The organism is Streptomyces gamaensis, assembly GCF_042656465.1.
Lineage (GTDB): Bacteria > Actinomycetota > Actinomycetes > Streptomycetales > Streptomycetaceae > Streptomyces > Streptomyces gamaensis.
The window spans coordinates 124,610-142,100 of the sequence record NZ_JBHSPB010000018.1; the positions used below are offsets into that span (position 1 = coordinate 124,610).

The following is a 17,491-nucleotide window of genomic DNA, read 5'->3' on the forward strand; positions in this document are numbered from 1 at the left end:
TTACCGGGACGCGGCGAACATCACGATCGGCGGGTTCTGCGCGAACCCCTCCCAGTACTCCGCCCCGAACCGCGCCACCGCGTCCTCCGGCACCCGCAGCGGCACCCACGCCACCTCGGTGAACCCGGCCGCCCGGAAGGCCGCTTCGTAGACGTCCGCCCGGATCAGCGTCGTCTCGAAGTGGATCGGCGGCGTCAGCGCGGCCGTCACCCGGATCCGGGTGCCGAAGGCGGTCGCCTCCAGCGGCGAGAACGTGAAGCCGTACGGGGCCGGTTCGGGGCCGGTGAAGGAGAAGCGGGGGTTCTGCGTCACCCCGAGGAAGCGGCCCCCGGGCCGCAGCCGCTCCCCCGCGGCCCGGCACATGGCCGTCAGGTTCCCGGCGTCCCGCGCGTAGTTGAGCAGATAGGCCGCCGTCACCAGGTCGAAGCCGCCGATGTCGGGCAGCCCGGCCGCGTCGGCGGTCACGTACTCCACGCCCAGCGGCTCCACGCGCTCCGCCGCGAGCCCGGCCTCGGTCATGCTCTCGGAGATGTCCGCGCCCACGACGCGGGCGGCGCCCCGCCGCTTGAACTCCCGCGTGTAGAAGCCGTCTCCGCACGCGAGGTCCAGGACGTCGCGTCCGCTCACGTCGCCGACGAGCTCCAGGAAGCTCGTACGTTCCGGGTGGACGGTCGGCAGCGAGCGGGCGTCCTCCCAGCGGGCGCCGATCGCGTCGTACTGCTGCCCGGCGCCGCCGGCTCCGGCCGCCTGGCCCTGCTCGTCCGTCGCAAACTGCTCTTGAGTCACAGCATTTCCCTTTCGTTGTGCATACCGCACACGCTTCCTGCCAGTCCTTCGTCCCCCGCGCTCCTGTGGATCGGCCCGTACACCGTCCGCAGCGGCAGCCCGGTCCCCCCGTGCCGGGCCGCGACGATCTCGGCGGCGATGGACACGGCCGCCTCCTCGGGCGTCGACCCGCCCAGATCCAGCCCGATGGGCGAGCGCAGCCGCGCCAACTCCCTCTCGGTGAGCCCGGCTTCCCGCAGCCGCAGCAGCCGCTCCTCGTGCGTACGGCGCGAACCCATCGCCCCCACGTAGGCGACCGGCAGCCGCAGGGCGGTCCGCAGCAGCGGCACGTCGAACCGTTCCTCGTGCGTGAGCACGCACACCACGGTCCGGGCGTCGACGGCGGCCGCGGCCAGGTGTTCGTGCGGCCACTGCCGTACGACCTCGTCGGCGGCCGGGAACCGCTCGCGCGTAGCGAAGACGGGGCGCGCGTCGCACACCGTCACCCGGTAGCCGAGGAAGGCGCCCATGCGCGCGAGCGCCGCCGCGAAGTCGACGGCGCCGTAGACGAGCATGCGCGGCCGCGCGGTGAAGGACCGTACGAACACCCGCACCGTCCCCTCGGCCAGCGCGAGTTCGCGCACTCCGGTCCTCCCGTGCGCGAGCATCTCCCGCCCGGCGGCGACAGCGGCACGCTCGGCGCCGGGGGCGCCGTACGTACCGGAGTACGAGCCGGGACGTACGACGAGGGACGCGCCGAGCGCCGGGGAGCTACGCGAACCGGCACCGGCATCGGCCTCCGCGCCCGTACTCCCCAGCCACGTGACGACCGCCGACTCCCCCTCCCCCAGCACCCCCGCGAGCCCCGGCTCCTCCCCCGGCACCACCCGTCGCACCAGGACCTCCAGCGTTCCCCCGCACGTCAGCCCCGCCGCGAAGGAGTCCTCGTCGCTCACGCCGTACTCGGCGAGCACCGGCGGGGCGCCCCGTGCGGCGCGCCGGGCCAGTTCGTAGACCTCGGAGTCGACGCAGCCGCCGGAGACGCTGCCGGCGGCCTCGCCGCCGGGCCCCACCGCGAGCACCGCGCCCGGCCGCCGGGGCGCGCTGCCGCGCACCGCGACGACCGTGGCGAGGCCGAACGGCTCCCCGGCCGCGTACCAGCGCCGCAGCACGGCCGCGAGTTCATCCATCGCCGACCCCCGCCACGTCCTCGGGCCGCACCGGTATCCGGCACAGGTCCCGGCCGGTGGCGGCCCGTACGGCGGCCGCGACGGCGGCCGGGCTGGAGATGTTCGGCGGCTCGCCCACCCCCCGCACCCCGTACGGCGCGTGGGGATCGGCCAGTTCCAGCACCTCCACCCGCATGGGCGGCACGTCCAGCGCCGTGGGCAGCAGGTAGTCGGTGAAGGAGGGGTTGAGGATCCTCGCGTCCTCGACGCGGATCTCCTCCATGAGCGCGAGCCCCATCCCCTGCACGGTGCCGCCGTGGATCTGCCCGCGCAGCGCCAGCGGGTTGACCGCCTTGCCGACGTCCTGGGCGCTCGCGAGTTCCACGACGCGGACGAGTCCCAGCTCGACGTCGACGTCGACGACGGCCCGGTGCGCGCCGAAGGCGTACTGGAAGACGGAGTCGCCCTGGCCGGTCGCGGGGTCCAGTGGCTGGGTGGGCCGGTGGTGGAACTCGGCGGTCTCCTCGACGGGTTGTTCGTCGAGGACCTTGACCAGGTCCATCAGCACCCGCCCGGCGGCGTCGGTGACGAAGCCGCCGGCGAGTCCGGCCGCCGCGCCCGTCCGCCCGAGGAGTTCGTCGGCGCGCCGGAGCACCCGCACCCGGACCCGCTCCGCCGCCGCCTTGACGGCGCCGCCGGTGACGTAGGTCTGCCGGGAGGAGGACGAGGGCCCGGAGTCGCCGAACGTGCTGTCCCCGTGCTCGACCTCCACCTCCTCCACGCCCAGTTCGGTGCGGACGATCTGCGCCTTGACGGTCACCAGGCCCTGGCCGACCTCGGCGGCGGCGCTCGTCACCACGGCCCGGACCCGGCCGTCCGCGCACTCCAGCCGCACGCGGGCGGTGGAGTAGTCGTCGAAACCCTCCACGAAACCCACGTTCTTGAAGCCGACCGCGTACCCGACCCCGCGCACGACGTGGCTGCCGTCACCCGCGGCCGTCCCGGCCAGATGGGCGTCGCCGGGAGCGGCGGAAGCGTCCGGCAGGGGCAGGTCCCGCACCCGCCGCAGCAGCTCCGCGACCGGCGCCGGGTGGTCGAGCACCTGCCCGTTGGCGATCGCCGACCCCTGCCCCACGGCGTTGCGCATCCGCAACTCGACCGGGTCCATGCCGAGTTCGCGCGCGAGCCGGTCCATCTGCGACTCGTAGCCGAAGCAGGTCTGCACCGCGCCGAAACCGCGCATGGCCCCGCAGGGCGGGTTGTTGGTGTACACGACGCGCACGTCCAGTTGCACGTCGGGCACCTCGTACGGGCCGACGCCGCACGTGGCGACCGTGCCGGCGACCGCCGGCGAACTGGACGAGTACGCGCCGCCGTCGAGGACGATCTCGCCCTTGACGTAGACGAGCCGGCCGTCCCGCGTCGCGCCGTGCTCCAGCTCCATCCGGGCGGGGTGCCGGTGGACGTGGCCGACGAACGACTCGTCGCGCGTGTAGCACATCGCCACGGGCCGGCCGGTGCGCAGCGCGAGCATGCACGCGTGCACGTGCATCGACAGATCCTCACGCGCGCCGAACGCGCCGCCGACCCCCGCGTGCCGCAGCCGCACCTTCTCCTCCGGTAGGCCGAGGGAGGCGACCACCTGCGCGTAGTCGACGTGCAACCACTGCGTGGCGACGTGCAGTTCGATCCCGCCGTCCGGCCGGGGGACGGCCAGCCCGGACTCGGGCCCGAGGAACGCCTGGTCCTGGATGCCGACCTCGTACGTGCCGCGCACGACGACCTCGGCCGTCAGCTCCTCACCGCGCTGCGCGGCGCCGCGCCGCAGCGGGACGTGCCGCAGCAGATTGCCGCCCGGGTGCAGCAGTACGGCGTCCGGCGCGAGCGCGGCCCGGGCGTCGGAGACAGGCTCCAGCACCTCGTAGTCGACGCGGACGAGCGCGGCGGCGCGGCGCGCGGTCTCCGGGTCCTCGGCGGCGACGACGGCGACCGGCTCGCCCTGGTAGCGCACGAGGTCCTCGGCGAGGACGGGCTGGTCGACGACCATCGACCCGTGCAGATTGCGACCGGGAACGTCCCGGTGGGTCAACACGGCGCGCACCCCAGGGAGTTCCGCGGCCGGTGCGATGTCGACGCCCCGGATCCGGGCGTGCGGATGGGGGCTGCGCACGGTGGTGCCCCACAGCATGCCGGGCGCGGTCAGATCGGAAGAATAGGGATAGGCGCCGCGCACCTTGGCGGGCCCGTCGGGCCGCGGGGTGCTCTCACCGACACCGTCCCGACCACGAGCCGGCCGCACGGGCCGGTACGCGCTCACCGGTCACCGCCTGCGGAACCCGCCACGGCACCGTCACGAACGGCTCCGCCGCCCTCTCCCGCTTCGCCGGCCGCCAGCCCCACCGCATCAAAAATGTGCTGGTACCCCGTGCACCGGCACAAGTTCCCCGCGAGACCCTCCCGTACCGTGGCCGCGCACGGGTTCGGGTCGCGGCGCAGCAGGTCCACCGTCGCCATCACCATGCCGGGCGTGCAGAAGCCGCACTGCACGGCGCCCGCCTTCAGGAAGGCCTCCTGTACCGGGTGCGGCTGTCCTTCGTCGGCGAGTCCTTCCACCGTGACCACCGAGCAGTCCCGTGCCTGCGCCGCCGGCACCAGGCACGCGCAGACCAGTTCGCCGTCCAGGTGCACCGAGCAGGAACCGCACTGCCCCTGCTCGCACGCGTTCTTCGCGCCGGGCAGGTCCAGCCGCTGCCGCAGTACGCGCAGCAGGCTCTCGTGTCCCGGCACGTCGTCGAGTTCGTGCTGTTTGCCGTTGACCGTCAGTGTCAGGCGCACGCGATCCCCCAAGTCCCCTGATCCGTCCGGTAGTCCTGCCACGCCCGCGCGAGGGTGCGCCGGGCGAGTACGCCCACCGCGTGGCGGCGGTAGGCGGCCGTGCCCCGTACGTCGTCGGCCGGATCGGCCGCGGCGGCGGCGAGTTCGCCGAAGCGCCGCACGACGGCCTCGGGCAGCGGGCCGCGCGTATGCCACAGCCCGCGCGAGGACAGCTCCCCGCCGAGGAAGCGCTCGGCCTCCACGGCGCGCCGGGGCGTGTCGGCCACCGCGCCCATGCCGGTGCCCACTTCGCCGCGCGAGGGCCACAGCGCGAGCGCGAAGGAGCACGTGGAGATCACGACGGCGCCCCGGCGGCCCACCTTGGCGTAGGTCTGCGGTGCCTCGGCCACGGGCAGCAGCACGGCGGTGATCAGTTCTTCCGGGCGGCGGACGGTGCGGTGCGGGCCGGCGTAGAAGTCCGCGACGGGAACGGTCCGTACGCCCCGCACCGAGGACAGCTCGACCCGCGCGTCGCAGGCCAGCAGCGCCGGGTGCGCGTCGCCGGTGGGCGAGGCCGTGCCGAGGGCGCCGCCGAGGGTGCCCCGGTTGCGGATCTGCCGGGAGCCGACGGTGCGGGCGGCGGCGACGAGGCCCGGCAGCGGGCCGGCCAGTTCGTCGACGAGCCGGGTGTAGGGGACCAGGGCCCCCACCCGTATCCGGCGGCCGTCGGGTTCGGGCGCCCAGCCGGCCAACTCCCGCAGCCGGCTCAGGTCGAGGGCCGCCGGGGGCCGTTCCCCGCGCAGGTTCATCCGCACCATCACATCGGTCGCGCCCGCGACCGGCACGGCGTCCGTCCGCTCGGACAGGGCCCGGAGCGCCTCGTCCAGGCGGCGCGGCAGCAGGTACTCCACCACGGCGGCCTCAGCTCCCCGCGCCGGGGCCGGCCTTGCGGGCGCGGAAGACCGTCCACGTCGGGTTGGCCGTGAACTCGTCCCAGAACCCGGGCCCGTACTCCAGCACCCCGTCCACGGAGGGCTCCAGCGACGCCCACGAGAAGTCCTCGAAGCCTGCGGCCGTGAACGCCTCCTCCATGACGTCGGCGTCCGGCAGGTACGCGCTGAAGCTGAACGGCCGCTCGCCGGAGGCCGAGACGCGGACGCGGCTGCCGTGCTCCAGGGTCTCCTCCTGCTCGAAGGAGAAGCCGTACGCCTGCGGCACGGGCCGCGAGAAGTCGAAGCCGGGCCGCGCCATGAACGCGCGTAACTCGCCGCCCTCGCACAGGTTGTCCGCGCAGGCGCGCGCCATGCGCTCCAGGGTCGCGGGGGAGTCCGCGTAGTTGAACAGGTAGATCGCGAGCACCAGGTCGAAGGCGCCCAGCGGCGGCAGTTCGGCGGCGTCGCCGACGGCGTAGAGCACGCCGAGCCGGTCCTGCTCCTCGTGCGTGCGGGCGACCTCGATCATCTTCGGGGAGATGTCGACGCCGAGGACACGGCGCGCCCCGAGCCGGCGCGCGTGGCGGCTGTAGACGCCGGTGCCGCAGGCCAGGTCGAGCACGCTCTTGCCGCGTACGTCGCGCAGCAGCCCGAGGACGCCCGGGCGCTCCACGTAGCGGGTCAGCGGCAGCTCCTTGGAGCGCTCGTAGTCCTCGCCGATCCGGTCGTACTGCAGGTCGTCGTGACCGGTGCCTCGCTGCTGCTCAGGGACTTCGTGCGCCATGGGGACGTCTCCTCGTGCCGGACGGACGGCGCCCCTCGCGTCGATCGTCACGGATCACCAGGCGCCGGACTCCACCATTCCGTGTGTGCGAAGGCGAATGGATCACGGACTGCCCCGTAACATCCCCCGGACTCTTTGCCGCCCGCCACCGAAACAACAAAGCTCAGGAGTGCGTCAGCTTCCCAGGAGCGTGTCTTCTCAGGAGTGCGCCGGCTTCGCGGAGTCGTCGGCGGCCGCGCCCTCCGCCGTGATCCCGAGGGCGGCGTCACGGGCCGCCTCCGCCTCACGGCGGAAGAGACGGAACCACATGAAGACGACGAACCCGGCGAAGACGAACCACTCGCCGGTGTAGCCGAGGTTCTGGAACGCCTTGAGGTCGAGTCCGCTGTTGGGCGGGGCGGCGGCCGGTACGGGCCGCAGCGCGCCCTGCGCGTCGGAGGCGGTGATCCACGCGTCGTACACGTCGTACGGCACCAGGTTCACCAGCGAGGCCGTGCTGATCATGCCGAGCTGTCCCTCGGGCAGCCCGCCGGCGGCGTGCACGCCCTTGCTGCCCGCGCTCTCGGAGGGCTGCAGGGCGCCGGTGACGGTGACGTGCCCGGCGGGCGGGGCGGGCACGGCGGCGGTGTCGGCGGCGGAGCCCGCGTCACCCGGCAGCCAGCCGCGCACGACGGGCAGGGCCTTGCCGTCGTCGGTGCGCAGCGGGGTGAGGACGTAGAAGCCCTTGCGGTCGTCGAGGGTGCGGTCGGGGACGAGCAGCTGGTGCCCGGTGTCGTAGACACCGCTCGCGCTCGCCCGGCGGCCGGAGGTCTTCGTGGTGACCGGCAGCAGCTCCGCCAGCGGTTCGGCGGCGGCCGCCTTGGCCTCGTCCGCCTGCGTCTGCTGCTCGCGGTGGGTGTCGACGCGCGACTCGAAGCGGCCGAGCTGCCAGGTGCCCATGAACAGGCAGAAGACGATGGACACCACGGCGAAGACGTTGAGCCCCCACCAGCGGGGAGTCAGCAGGAACCGATACACACCCCCACGGTACGGGCACGCCGGGCGTGCCCCGCACGGACCCCTACGAGGCCGGCAGCGGCCCCGTCCGGTACACCGTCCCCGGGCAGGTCTCGTTGATCCGGGCGTCGGCGGCGGAGGGTTCGCCGCCGTCCGGGGTGTGGCTGAGGACGACGCTCCCCGACGGCGGGGGCTTGGGGTCGTCGGTGACCGGCCGGACCTGGTGGCCCGGCCGCTGCTGCTCCTGCTCGCCGCCGGAGGCGGTGCCGCTGCCGGAGGCGGAGGACGCGTTCCCGGAGGCCACCGCGGGCGGGGCCGCGCTCGGGCTGGGGGCCGGGCTCGCGCCGCCGTCGCCGGACTGCGAGCAGCTGCCCGGCCCGCCGGAGGGGATCCACGCGAACTTGACCTCGTACGCCTGCCCCGGCCGCAGGATGACCTTGCCGTCGCCCGCGGTGGGGTCGGGCAGCCCGGTCGCGGCGTCGCCGGAGGTGTGGTCGACGACCGGCACGTGCGCGCCCGCGGTGCCGTTCGCGCCGCCGCGCGCGGTGGCGGCGACGGTGCCGGGCCCGGCGACCGTGCACACGCTGCCCGAGACATTGGTGACGCGGAACGCGCCGTAGACGCGGCCGTCCTTGTCGGCGGGGCCGACGGCGGCGGTGCCGTTGCCGAGCTGATCGCGGTCACAGGTGGGCGAGACCGGGGCGAAGGTGCTCACCGACGGGTCCGGCACGGTCATCGCCGGCGGCCCGGAGGGGGTGGGCCGGCCGCTGCCGCCCTGCGCGCCGCCCGCGTCGGTGTGCGGGGGCTCGGACTTCGCGCCGGGGCTGCCGCCGGAGGTCTGCGGACGGGGGCTGCCGCCGTCGCGGGCGACGCCGCCGGACCGTCCGTCGGCCCGGTTCTCCCGCTCGGTGTGCCGGCTGCTCGCGGTGTTGGTGGTGGCGCGCTCGTCGTCGGCGCCGCCGGTGGAGGCGACGTGGACGAGCGCGGGCAGGGCCGTACCGCCCAGGACGAGCGCGGCGACGGCGCCGACCAGGGCCTGACGGCGGCGGGCACGCCGGACGGGCACGGCGTGCCGCAGCCGCTCCAGCGCGTCCTGGGAGGGTTCGAGGCCGTCGACGGCACCGCGCAGCAGCCGGCGCAGGGCTTCCTCGTCGCCGGAGTCGGCAGGGCCGGAGTCGACAGGACCGGAGGAACCCTCGGCACCGGGGGAAGCGGCAGAGCCGGAGGAAGCAGAAGCGGAATCCCGGCCACCTGGTGGACTCGACGGGTCGTCCTCAGGACGGCGGCCGGGCCCGGTGCCGTCCTGGCGGGGGTGGTGGTTCATGCCGGAGCCTCCATGGCGACGCGGAGCGCCGCGATGCCGCGCGAGCCGTACGCCTTGACGGAACCGAGGGACAGCCCCAGGGTCTCGGCGACCTGGGCCTCGGTCATGTCGGCGAAGTAGCGCAGCACGAGGACCTCGCGCTGGCGGCGCTGCAGCCCGCGCATCGCAGTGATCAATTGGTCGCGCTCCAGCTGTTCGTACGCACCCTCTTCGGCGCTGGCCATGTCGGGCATCGGCTTGGACAGCAGCTTCAGGCCGAGGATGCGGCGGCGCAGCGTCGAGCGGGAGAGATTGACGACAGTCTGCCGCAGATAGGCGAGGGTCTTGTCGGGGTCGCGCACCCGCTTGCGCGCGGAGTGCACGCGTATGAACGCCTCCTGCACCACGTCCTCGCACGACGCGGTGTCGTCGAGCAGGAGCGCGGCGAGGCCGAGGAGCGACCGGTAGTGGGCGCGGTAGGTCTCGGTGAGATGGTCGACTGTGGTGCCCGCTGCCATCGCCTCGTCAGCGTCCCCGCGCTGTTGCGGCAGCTGGGCGGGGTGCACCGAGGACGGCGTCGGCCAGGGAGCGATCACCGGCATACCGCCCGGCGTACGGGGACGCGGGCGCACCACGCCCGCGCCGCGCCCCGGGGCGCTCGTGATGCTGATGACCTCTGCCACGCCTGTTGGACACGCTTCCCCCCATCAGGGTTGTACGCCCGGGGCCACGCGTCCGGCACCGCGCCGCCCGACGACGCGCCGGCGCAGGGCGCTGCGCGGCGCGACGCGTCCTGTGCCCTCATGCGTACCAGCTCTTCCTCGATGTCCGCGGCCCCGATGGCCGCAGCGCATCGTCACTCCGTCGTCTGCCCCGGTTCAAGCGGGATGGACCGCCGAATTGATCACAGGTCCTTCACGTTTTCTCCAGACGACTTCCCAGCCTAGGGAGCCGTCCGCTCCCCCGCCACGAGTTCGGCGATCTGAACCGCGTTCAGAGCGGCACCCTTGCGCAGATTGTCCCCGCATACGAAGAACTCCAGCGCGGACGCGTCGTCCAGCGAGCGCCGCACCCGCCCGACCCAGGCGGGATCGGTGCCCACCGCGTCGGCAGGCGTGGGGAATTCGCCGTCGGCCGGGCTGTCGACGAGGACGACACCGGGAGCACCGGCGAGCACCTCGTGCGCCCGAGCCACCGTCACCTCGCGCTCGAAACGGGCGTGGACGGCCAGCGAATGCGCCGTCAGCACCGGCACCCGCACACAGGTGACCGCCACCGGCAGCTCCGGCAGCCCCAGCACGCGCCGCGTCTGCTCCCGGACCGTCAGCTCCTCCGAGGACCAGCCGTCCGCCTCCGGCGTCCCGGCCCACGGCACGACATTGAGCGCGAGCGGCGCCGGGAACGGCCCCGCCCCGCCGACCGCGCGCCGCACGTCACCGGACCGCGTACCCAGGTCCGGGTCCGCCACGACGGCCGCGAGCTGCTCGCGCAGCGCGGACAGCCCGGCCCGGCCGAGCCCGGAGGCCGCCTGGTAGGAGGAGAGCGACAACTCCCGCAGGACGAAGGCCTCGTGCAGCGCGCCCAGCGCCACGACCATCGACAGCGTCGCGCAGTTGGGGCTCGCCACGATGCCGCGCGGCCGCGTCCGTACCGCGTCCGCGTTGACCTCGGGAACGACCAGCGGCACCTCCGGATCCCGCCGGAAAGCACCGGAATTGTCCACACAGACCACGCCCTTGGCGGCCGCGACCGGCACCCACCGCGCCGCGACCTCCTCCGGGACGTCGAAGAGCGCGATGTCGACGCCGTCGAAGACCTCCTCGCGCAGGGCGAGGACCTCGCACTCCTCACCGCGCACGGCGAGCCGCCGCCCGGCCGAGCGCGCGGAGGCCACCAGCCGTATCTCGCCCCAGATGTCCGCGTGCTGCGAGAGGATCTCCAGCATCACCGCGCCGGCCGCGCCGGTCGCCCCGACGACGGCGAGCACCGGCCCGCCGGCGCCGGCACGGGGCACCGGCGCCGGCCCGCCCGGGGTCATCGCCCGGTGCCTCCGTAGACGACCGCCTCGTCGCTGTCGCTGTCCAGTCCGAAGGCGGAGTGCACGGCGCGCACGGCGTCGTTGACGTCGTCGGCCCGCGTGACCACCGAGATACGGATCTCCGAGGTCGAGATCAGCTCGATGTTCACCCCCGCGTTGGACAGCGCCTCGAAGAACGCCGCCGTCACGCCCGGGTTCGTCTTCATGCCCGCGCCGACCAGCGAGATCTTCGCGATCTGGTCGTCGTAGCGCAGCGACTCGAAACCGACCCGGTCCCGCGTGCGCTCCAGCGCCTCGACGGCCCGGCGCCCCTCCGCCTTCGGCAGGGTGAAGGAGATGTCCGTCAGCCCCGTCGAAGCGGCCGAGACGTTCTGCACGACCATGTCGATGTTGACCTCGGCGTCGGCGACGGCGCGGAAGATCGTCGCGGCCTCGCCCGGCTTGTCCGGCACCCCGACGACCGTGACCTTGGCCTCGGACGTGTCGTGGGCGACACCGGAGATGATCGCCTGCTCCATCGGCTGGCCCCCTTGCGGCTCGTTGCTGACCCAGGTGCCCTTGAGCCCCGAGAAGGACGAGCGCACGTGGATCGGAATGTTGTAACGGCGTGCGTACTCGACGCAGCGGTGCAGCAGCACCTTGGACCCGGAGCTCGCCAGCTCCAGCATGTCCTCGAACGAGATCCAGTCGATCTTGCGGGCCTTCTTCACGACCCGCGGATCGGCGGTGAAGACCCCGTCGACGTCGGTGTAGATCTCGCACACCTCGGCGTTCAGCGCGGCCGCCAGCGCCACGGCGGTGGTGTCACTGCCGCCCCGGCCCAGCGTCGTGATGTCCTTGCTGTCCTGGGACACGCCCTGGAAACCGGCCACGATCGCGATATTGCCCGCGTCCACCGACTGCTGGATACGGCCCGGCGTGACATCGATGATCCGCGCTTTGCCATGGACCGAGTCCGTGATGACCCCGGCCTGGCTCCCGGTGAACGACTGCGCCTCATGACCGAGGTTTTTGATCGCCATCGCCAGCAGGGCCATGGAGATCCGTTCCCCGGCGGTCAGCAGCATGTCGAACTCGCGCCCCGCCGGGAACGGCGAAACCTGCCCGGCGAGATCGATCAACTCGTCCGTCGTGTCACCCATCGCGGAGACCACGACGACCACCTGGTGGCCGTTCTTCTTGGCTTCCACGATTCGCTTGGCAACCCGCTTGATGCCTTCGGCATCGGCAACGGAGGAGCCTCCGTACTTCTGCACGACAAGGCCCACGTGCGCTCCTCGCAGTGATGTGTAATGCGGTCGCTTCAGTCTAACGAGGGCGCGGAATCAGCCATGCTGATCCCGGATACTGAGACGGCCGGGGCCTACGGGGTACGAGCCGTACGGCCGCCGCCGCGTGAGTGTCCGCCCCCTCGCTCGCACGGGAGCGCGCGACACCCGATGCGGTGACGCGTCCCACGACTGTGAGTGCGCATGCTAGCCAGGCCTGCTAGCTTCGGCTCATGGGAAAGACTCAGCTCAACGTTCGCGTGGATGATGCCCTTGCCGAGAAGGCCAAGGCCCGTGCGGCCGAGTCCGGGCAGACCATACAGGAGTACGTCGAAGAGGTCATCGAGCGTGATCTCGGTGGTCCGCGCAGCCGGTTCTTCTCGGCCGCCGACGATTTCATGGCCCGCTTCCAGGCCGACTTCGACCGGGACTTCCCGCCCTCCGGCGGTGGCTCCCTGTGATCCCACGCATCACCGCACGATGGCTTCTTGAGATCCAAGAGCGGTACATCCCCGAGGAGTCCAGGCTGCGGGACTACACGGCACTCCTCGCGACCGTGTCCCGCCAAGAAGCAGAGGGTCCGTACGTCGGGTATGAGGTCGACCCGGCATGGATCGCCGCTTGCCTGGGACACACGATCGTGAAGCTGCGCCCGATGGAATCCCGGAACGCTCTGTTCGCCTGCGCGGCTGTCTTCTCCTACATGGCGGCCGCGGACCGAGCGATCGACATGAAGTACGGCGACCTCAACGAGCTGGTCCTGGCGGCCGACCGAGGTGACGCGGACGCGTTCTTCATGGCCGAACGCATCCGTTCCTGGATCATCTAGCCAGGGGCTGTTCACGCCGAGGAGCCCATCACGTGGGCGGCGTACCGCTGGAACGCCCCCCAGGGACACGCCCAGTTCGCGGGCGGCGGCCTCGTCCTTGTCGACCCGGGCGAGCACGTCCAGGACGCGCCGGTCGAGCGCGGAGAGCGGATTCCCGGCCGGCACGTCCAGATCCACCGCCGCCTCCCAGGTCCGCTCGAAGAGCCCGACCAGCCCCGCCACCAGACCGGGCTGACGGACGACGACCGCGCCGCGCCGGTTCTCCCCCGGGTCGAGCGGTACGACGGCGTGCGCGCGGTCGTAGACGGCCATGCGCTGAATCGGCTCGTCCACACACCGGATACGCGCCCCGGCCCGCGCCAGTTCCGCGAAGTACGCGCGCGTCAGCGGATCCTGGACCGCCTCCCGCAGCACCACCATCCGGTACGCGAGCCCGCGCCGCAGACAGCGCAGGTCCAACGGCCGCGCGGCCTCGATGTTCTGAGGGCGCCAGGGCGCGCTCGGGTGAACGGCCATCACTTCCTCGCGCGCGAAGAAGGAGAGATCGTCGACACGGGCCCAGGTCTCCTCGGCGGTGCCGAGGTGCTCGATGTCCGGCGCCGGGGGACGGTTTCCCTTGCCGTACTCCCGGGCCAGCTCCGCGACGGCCGACCGCACCGCGTCCACGTCCCGCATGCGCTGCCGCAGCGCCGCCAGGGACTCCTCGACGAGCCGCTCGATACCGATGGCGGGGTCGACGGCGGTGGCTTCGCCCACGTCGCCGTCGCCTTCTTCGTCCGCGTCTCCGGTGAGGCGGACAAGCCCGGCCGCCTCAAGCCGCCGCAGGGCGGCCCGTACGGTTCCGGTGGGCAGCCGCAGGGCCCGGCCGACGGCTTCGGCGCGCTCCTCGTCCCCACGCAGAAGGAACCGGTAGACACGCTCCTCCTCGCCGGTGACCCCCAAACACCCCAGCAGCACGCCGTCCCCTTCGCCGTAACAGATTCGCCGTAACAGACCGTCCCGTGCAGCCTATTGACCGGCAGATCACCGAACAGACCGACGCTCACACGCCGGTCGGGAAGGAACGCCCGTGCCCGACATCCGTATCCCCGCTCCCGGCGGCGGCTCGCTGTGGGCAGAACGCGGTGGAACCGGCAACCCGGTCGTCCTCCTGCACGGCGCCGGCATGGACTCCCGTCTGTGGGACGCCGTCGCCCCGGTGCTGAGAGCCCACCACGACGTCATCCGCTACGACGCGCGCGGCCTGGGACAGTCCAGTCGACCGGAACAGCCGTTCAGCGACACCGAGGACCTGCGCGCCGTCCTGGACCACTTCGGCCTGCGTCGCGCCGCACTGGTCGGCCTGAGCATGGGCGGCGAGACCTCACTGGACTTCGCCCTCGCCCACCCCGACCGCGTCACCGAACTGGCCCTGGTCGGAACCTCGGTCAGCGGCCACGTCTGGCCGCACGACGCGCGGACATCGGCCTACGCCGCGGCCCGTCACCAAGGAAACGCATCGTCACTGGCCCGGCTGGAACTGTCGATCTGGGCATCCATGGGCCGCGCGGCACCCGGAGGAGAGCTGATCCAGGAGATGGTGGAGCAGAACGCGGCACGGCGCATCACCAGCGAACGGTACTTCGCGCACACCCCGGACCGTGATGCCGCATCACGTCTCGGGCACATCACCGCGCCCACGCTGGTCGTCCACGGCGACCGCGACCACCCGGAGATCGCGGCGATCGCCGAACGGCTCACCGCCGAAATCCCCGACGCCCAGGGCCACGTCGTTCCGGATGCCGACCACTACCTGCCGCTCCGCACGCCCGAACGCCTCACGGAGCTGCTGCTGGCGCATCTTTCCCCACAGCGGCGTGAACCGGTTTGATCAGGCGCGCGCGGCCACGAACCACGGGGCACGGCCCAACCCGCCCCACCCACCCGCCACTTGACGCACCGGAAGCCGGCTACGACGTCTGCAGCCCCATCGACCCGCCGATCTCCTGGGCCATGACCCGCCCGGCCTCCTCGGCCAGTTGCTCCTCCGTGGCGACGGAATCCGTGTCGAGGCCGTCGAGATCGGCGAGCGGCTGGTCGAGACGGACGTGCGCGACGAGGGACTGGAGCGCCCGCAGCGCGGCGGACGCGGTCGGACCCCAGTTGGACAGGTAGGAGAACTGCCACCACCACAGGGCCTCGCTCACGCGCCCGTCCCGGTAGTGGGCCATGCCGTGCCGCAGGTCGGTGATGATGTCGGCGAGGTCGTCCGAGATCCGGCAGGCGACGGGCGCGCTGCGCGGAACGTACGGATCGAACACCTCCGAGTACACATCGACAGGATCGAGCAGCACGGCGAACCGCTCGCGCAGTTCGTCGACATCCGGCTCGGGGCCGACGTCCGGCTCGTACCGCTCGTCGGGGACGAAGTCCTCGTGCGCGCCGAGCCGGCCGCCGGTCAGGAGGAGCTGGGAGACCTCCAGCAGAAGGAACGGCACCGCGCTGTCGGGCTCGTCGCCGCGCGAGACCTCCGTGACAGCGACGATGAAGCTCTCGATCGAGTCCGCGATCTGGACCGCGAAGTCGTCGGGATCGCGCTTGGCGTCGTGCAGCGTTGCGTCAGACATCGAGAAGTCGTCTCCCTTCGAAGGCACGCCCGAGCGTGACCTCGTCGGCATATTCAAGATCTCCCCCGACGGGCAGACCGCTGGCCAGCCTGGTGACCTTGAGCCCCATGGACTTGACCATGCGGGCCAGGTACGTGGCGGTGGCCTCCCCCTCCAGATTGGGGTCTGTGGCCAGGATCAGCTCGGTGACCGTGCCGTCCGCGAGCCGCGCGAGCAGCTCGCGGATGCGCAGGTCGTCCGGCCCGATGCCCTCGATGGGGCTGATGGCCCCGCCGAGGACGTGGTAGCGGCCCCGGAACTCGCGGGTTCGCTCGATGGCGACGACGTCCTTGGACTCCTCCACCACGCAGATCACCGCGGGGTCGCGGCGCGGATCCTGGCAGACCCGGCAGCGCTCGTCCTGGGCGACATTGCCGCAGACCGCGCAGAACCGGACCTTCGCCTTGACCTCGGTCAGGGCGTGGGCGAGCCGGCGGACGTCGGCCGGCTCGGCCTGCAGGATGTGGAAGGCGATCCGCTGCGCGCTCTTGGGACCGACGCCGGGCAGCCTGCCCAGCTCGTCGATGAGGTCCTGGACCACGCCTTCATACACGGATCGAATGCTCCTTCACGATGCTGTGGCCGCGCTGTGCGCTGCCTGGGGAGGGACTAGGCGCTCAGAACGGCAGGCCCGGGATGCCGCTGCCGCCACCGAGGCCGGAGGCGAGCGGGCCGAGCTTGTCCTGCTGGAGCTTGTGGGCGGACTCGTTGGCGTCGCGGACGGCGGCGACGACGAGGTCCGCGAGGGTCTCGGTGTCCTCGGGATCGACGGCCTTGGGGTCGATGACCAGGCCCTGGAGCTCACCGGAGCCGGTGACCGTGGCCTTCACCAGGCCACCGCCCGCCGTGCCCTCGACGAGGGTCCGGGCGAGCTCCTCCTGGGCCGCCGCGAGGTCCTGCTGCATCTTCTGGGCCTGCTGAAGCAGCTGCTGCATGTTCGGCTGGCCACCACCGGGAAACACTGGTTCGCTCCTGGCTGTCGACGACTTTCTTCGGTAGCCCGAGCCTACGTGCTCCCCGCGTCCGGCGCCCCATGCCCGGGTAAGAAGCCAGCTAACTACCCGCCCGTACCGAAAGACCGGCGGGGCGGGCAGGCGGGCAGACGGGCACGCACCCGGCTGTTCGCCGCTGCTATTCGTTGCTGATCTCTTCGATGACGGTGGCGCCGAGCTCGCGCACGATGAGGTCGTGGCCGCTCAGGGCGCTGTCGACGAGATCGGGGTCGTCCTCCTCCGGGATGTCGTCCTCGGGCGCGACGACGGACGCGGGCGGCGGCTCGGGCGCCTGGTACGGGGCCGGGGCGGCCGGCTGCGGCGCGGGCGCGGCGGGGCGGGGCTGCTGGACGGGCTGTACGGGGGGCGGGGCGACGGGCTGCGGGGGGCGGGGGGCGGAGGCGGGGGCGCCGCCCGCGGGGGCTCCTCCGACCACCAGCTCGATCTTCCACTGCACCTGGCCCTGGTACACGTCGTTGATCGCCGCTCGCAGCACGTCCTCGCTGCCGCTGTTGGCGAAGCTGTCGCGGGCACCGGCGTTGGCGAAGCCGATCTGCAGGGTCGTGCCGTCGAAGCCGGCGACGTCCGCGTTCTGGCTGAGCACGATCCAGGTGAAGCGGCGGCGGTTCTTGACCGCGTCCAGGATGTTGGGCCACAGCTGCCGTACCTGCGAGGCGTCCCCGGAGACGGGGGCGGGACCGCCGGCGGCGGGGGCCGGGGCGGCGGGTACGGGCGCAGGCGCGGATACGGGCGCGGCGGGCCGGTCCGGGGCGGCCCCGGAGCCGGGGGCGGCGGCCGTGGGCCAGGCGCCGGGACGCGCGGCGGGCTGCGCGGCAACGGACTGTGCCGCACCGGGCTGCGCCGCCGCACCGGGCTGCGCCGCGGTGGGCCAGGAGCCGGCGGGGCGCCCGGCGGCAGGGGCCTGCGCGGGCTGCTGGGGGGCGGGCTCGGGGACC

16 protein-coding genes and 1 pseudogene are annotated in these 17,491 nt (G+C 73.0%); 1 reads left to right on the top strand and 16 read right to left on the bottom strand.

All coding sequences use genetic code 11. The annotated features are described in order from the left end of the window. The 12 genes from ACFP1Z_RS25795 to ACFP1Z_RS25850 all read right to left on the bottom strand — a co-directional run bounded on the left by ACFP1Z_RS25795 (nucleotide 1) and on the right by ACFP1Z_RS25850 (nucleotide 13,855). Nucleotides 1–786 carry a class I SAM-dependent methyltransferase gene (locus ACFP1Z_RS25795; protein WP_390319878.1) on the bottom strand — a complete coding sequence of 262 codons (786 nt, stop codon included), beginning with the start codon at nucleotides 784–786 and terminating at the stop codon, nucleotides 1–3. Next, on the bottom strand, nucleotides 783–1,955 hold the full coding sequence (locus tag ACFP1Z_RS25800; protein ID WP_390319880.1) for an XdhC family protein: 1,173 nt from the start codon (nucleotides 1,953–1,955) through the stop codon (nucleotides 783–785). Before ACFP1Z_RS25800 ends, ACFP1Z_RS25795 begins: the two co-directional genes overlap by 4 nt. Next, nucleotides 1,948–4,251 (bottom strand): xanthine dehydrogenase subunit D, encoded by a 2,304-nt coding sequence (gene pucD, locus ACFP1Z_RS25805; protein WP_390319882.1) that lies wholly within the window; start codon nucleotides 4,249–4,251, stop codon nucleotides 1,948–1,950. Before pucD ends, ACFP1Z_RS25800 begins: the two co-directional genes overlap by 8 nt. Further along, nucleotides 4,248–4,769: a (2Fe-2S)-binding protein gene (locus tag ACFP1Z_RS25810; RefSeq protein WP_390319883.1), complete on the bottom strand. Its 522-nt coding sequence runs from the start codon at nucleotides 4,767–4,769 to the stop codon at nucleotides 4,248–4,250. Before ACFP1Z_RS25810 ends, pucD begins: the two co-directional genes overlap by 4 nt. Further along, nucleotides 4,760–5,659, bottom strand: a complete 900-nt coding sequence (locus tag ACFP1Z_RS25815; RefSeq protein WP_465269287.1) for an FAD binding domain-containing protein — start codon at nucleotides 5,657–5,659, stop codon at nucleotides 4,760–4,762. Before ACFP1Z_RS25815 ends, ACFP1Z_RS25810 begins: the two co-directional genes overlap by 10 nt. A 10-nt stretch (nucleotides 5,660–5,669) precedes the next feature. Further along, nucleotides 5,670–6,464 carry a class I SAM-dependent methyltransferase gene (locus ACFP1Z_RS25820; RefSeq protein WP_390319886.1) on the bottom strand — a complete coding sequence of 265 codons (795 nt, stop codon included), beginning with the start codon at nucleotides 6,462–6,464 and terminating at the stop codon, nucleotides 5,670–5,672. Nucleotides 6,465–6,662: 198 nt separating this feature from the next. Next, nucleotides 6,663–7,481 (bottom strand): SURF1 family protein, encoded by an 819-nt coding sequence (locus tag ACFP1Z_RS25825; protein ID WP_390319887.1) that lies wholly within the window; start codon nucleotides 7,479–7,481, stop codon nucleotides 6,663–6,665. A 43-nt stretch (nucleotides 7,482–7,524) separates the two neighbouring features. Then, nucleotides 7,525–8,784: a hypothetical protein gene (locus tag ACFP1Z_RS25830; protein WP_390319888.1), complete on the bottom strand. Its 1,260-nt coding sequence runs from the start codon at nucleotides 8,782–8,784 to the stop codon at nucleotides 7,525–7,527. Then, nucleotides 8,781–9,446: a SigE family RNA polymerase sigma factor gene (locus tag ACFP1Z_RS25835; RefSeq protein WP_390319890.1), complete on the bottom strand. Its 666-nt coding sequence runs from the start codon at nucleotides 9,444–9,446 to the stop codon at nucleotides 8,781–8,783. The genes ACFP1Z_RS25830 and ACFP1Z_RS25835 overlap by 4 nt, the downstream gene beginning before the upstream one ends. A 260-nt stretch (nucleotides 9,447–9,706) precedes the next feature. Then, the gene (locus tag ACFP1Z_RS25840) at nucleotides 9,707–10,801 is read right to left on the bottom strand and encodes an aspartate-semialdehyde dehydrogenase (RefSeq protein ID WP_390319891.1); all 1,095 of its coding nucleotides are present in this window, start codon (nucleotides 10,799–10,801) and stop codon (nucleotides 9,707–9,709) included. Further along, nucleotides 10,798–12,069 (bottom strand): aspartate kinase, encoded by a 1,272-nt coding sequence (locus ACFP1Z_RS25845; RefSeq protein WP_390319892.1) that lies wholly within the window; start codon nucleotides 12,067–12,069, stop codon nucleotides 10,798–10,800. Before ACFP1Z_RS25845 ends, ACFP1Z_RS25840 begins: the two co-directional genes overlap by 4 nt. 244 nt (nucleotides 12,070–12,313) lie before the next feature. Further along, entirely contained in the window at nucleotides 12,314–13,855 is a 1,542-nt protein-coding gene (locus ACFP1Z_RS25850) for a TrmB family transcriptional regulator (RefSeq protein ID WP_390319894.1), read from the bottom strand. 112 nt (nucleotides 13,856–13,967) lie between these two features. Here ACFP1Z_RS25850 and ACFP1Z_RS25855 point away from each other — a divergent pair, with 112 nt between their 5' ends. Next, nucleotides 13,968–14,768: an alpha/beta fold hydrolase gene (locus tag ACFP1Z_RS25855; RefSeq protein ID WP_390319895.1), complete on the top strand. Its 801-nt coding sequence runs from the start codon at nucleotides 13,968–13,970 to the stop codon at nucleotides 14,766–14,768. Nucleotides 14,769–14,847: 79 nt separating this feature from the next. Here the strand turns inward: ACFP1Z_RS25855 and ACFP1Z_RS25860 are convergent, their stop codons facing one another. From ACFP1Z_RS25860 to ACFP1Z_RS25875, 4 genes and pseudogenes are all read right to left on the bottom strand, one after another. Next, nucleotides 14,848–15,504 carry a DUF5063 domain-containing protein gene (locus ACFP1Z_RS25860; protein ID WP_390319896.1) on the bottom strand — a complete coding sequence of 219 codons (657 nt, stop codon included), beginning with the start codon at nucleotides 15,502–15,504 and terminating at the stop codon, nucleotides 14,848–14,850. Then, on the bottom strand, nucleotides 15,497–16,096 hold the full coding sequence (gene recR, locus ACFP1Z_RS25865; RefSeq protein ID WP_390319898.1) for a recombination mediator RecR: 600 nt from the start codon (nucleotides 16,094–16,096) through the stop codon (nucleotides 15,497–15,499). Before recR ends, ACFP1Z_RS25860 begins: the two co-directional genes overlap by 8 nt. Before the next feature lie 64 nt (nucleotides 16,097–16,160). Further along, entirely contained in the window at nucleotides 16,161–16,505 is a 345-nt protein-coding gene (locus ACFP1Z_RS25870) for a YbaB/EbfC family nucleoid-associated protein (RefSeq protein ID WP_390319899.1), read from the bottom strand. A gap of 169 nt (nucleotides 16,506–16,674) precedes the next feature. Continuing rightward, nucleotides 16,675–17,491 (bottom strand): annotated as a pseudogene (locus tag ACFP1Z_RS25875) (DNA polymerase III subunit gamma and tau); the annotation flags it as partial.